The organism is Novosphingobium percolationis (genome assembly GCF_020179425.1).
Lineage (GTDB): Bacteria > Pseudomonadota > Alphaproteobacteria > Sphingomonadales > Sphingomonadaceae > Novosphingobium > Novosphingobium percolationis.
Genome location: NZ_JAILYM010000022.1, coordinates 1 through 1,646 on the forward strand (window position 1 = coordinate 1; position 1,646 = coordinate 1,646).

Below are 1,646 nucleotides of genomic sequence, written 5' to 3' on the forward strand. Positions count from 1 at the left end.
AAAGGGGCCATCATAGGCCCCTTTTTGCGTCTCATACGCAATCTTGGTGTCGCGGGGTGGAGCAGCCCGGTAGCTCGTCAGGCTCATAACCTGAAGGTCGCAGGTTCAAATCCTGCCCCCGCAACCAGATACAATCACCCAAATACCGTCACCATGTGTCGATCCACGGTTGCCGCTTGCCTTCGCGCATCGGCCGGCCGGCCACGGATTCCAGGCCCATCGCCAGCCATTGCCGCGTATCGGCCGGGTCGATCACGTCGTCGAATTCGAAAACGGTCGCACCGTTCGCTGCGCTCGACCACGCATAGGCCCGGTCCAGCAGTTCCTCGTAGCGCGCGCGCCGCTGGCCGAGATCCTCGAGGGCCGCCAGTTCGGCGCGACGGCCCAGCTTGATCTCCCCTTCGATGCCCATCCCGGCGAATTCGCCCGTGGGCCAGGCAACGGTGAACAGCGGACTGTCCAGCGACCCCGCCGTCATCGCCATGGCCCCCAACCCATAGGCCTTCCGCAGCACGACCGAGAACATCGGCACCTGAAGGTTCGCGCCGATCACGTAGAGCCGTCCGCAATGGCGGATCGTCGCCGTGCGTTCCGCATCTGGCCCGACCATATTGCCCGGCACGTCGATCAGTGTGATCACCGGCAGGTCGAACGCGTTGCACAACTGCATGAAGCGCGCTGCCTTGTCCGCGCCGTCGCTGTCGACTGCGCCGCCGGTGGGCGAAGCGCAGTTGTTGGCGATCACACCCACAGCGCGTCCTTCGATGCGTGCAAGCGCGGTGACCATGGAGCGCGCGAAGGCCGCCCGCAGTTCCAGCACCGAGCCAACGTCCGCCAGTGTCTCGATGATCTTGCGCACGTCGTAGGCGGCGCGCCGATTTTCCGGCACGGCATGGCGCAAGGACGCCTGGTCGGCATCCTGCCAACCTTCGACGCGGCCCTGAAAGTACGAGAGATACTTTTTCGCGACCTCGGTTGCTTCGACTTCATCTTCCACCACGATGTCGATCACGCCGTTCGGCCCCTGTACAGAGACCGGCCCCACGTCCTCGGGCGCATGGACGCCAAGGCCACCGCCTTCGATCATCGCCGGGCCGCCGATGCCCATGCTCGAATCCTTGGTTGCGATGATCACGTCGCACAACGCGAGCAGCACGGCGTTGCCTGCAAAGCAGAAGCCGCTGGCGATCCCGACCAGAGGCACAAGGCCCGACAGCTTGCCCATGTGCGCCCAGGTCCGGTACTTGAGCCCGCCGACGGTGGTGGGCGGGGGCGTCGGGTCTCCGGGCGAGGTGCCGCCGCTGCGCCCGCCGCCGCCTTCGGTGTAGAACACGACCGGCAGCCGCGCCTGCTGCGCCACTTCGAGCATCCGGTCGGTCTTGACGTGGTTCTTGTGCCCCTGCGTGCCCGCAAGCACGGTGTAGTCGTAGCTCATCGCCACGCAGCGCGCGCGTTCGGGGCCGAACAGATTGCCGTTGATGCGCCCGATGCCCATGACCAGCCCGTCCGACGCAGTCTTGCCCAAGTTGAACAGTGCCGGCGGAACACGCAGGGAACGCGAGCTGGTAAGTATTTGATTTTGCTAGGCGTGGGTTTGGGGGCAAAACCGGATGTGCTAACAACATTTTGCCTGTAACTGGCCGTTT

Annotated in this window: 1 protein-coding gene and 1 tRNA gene; one reads left to right on the forward strand and one right to left on the reverse strand. The window is 64.8% G+C overall.

All coding sequences use genetic code 11. The features are described from left to right. Positions 1 to 50: 50 nt before the first annotated feature. Positions 51 to 127, forward strand: a tRNA-Met gene (locus K3A84_RS20225). A 21-nt stretch (positions 128 to 148) separates the two neighbouring features. Here the strand turns inward: K3A84_RS20225 and K3A84_RS20230 are convergent. Then, a complete protein-coding gene (locus K3A84_RS20230; protein WP_225011276.1) occupies positions 149 to 1,525 on the reverse strand; it encodes an acyl-CoA carboxylase subunit beta in 1,377 nt (458 codons plus the stop codon). Positions 1,526 to 1,646: the final 121 nt, after the last annotated feature.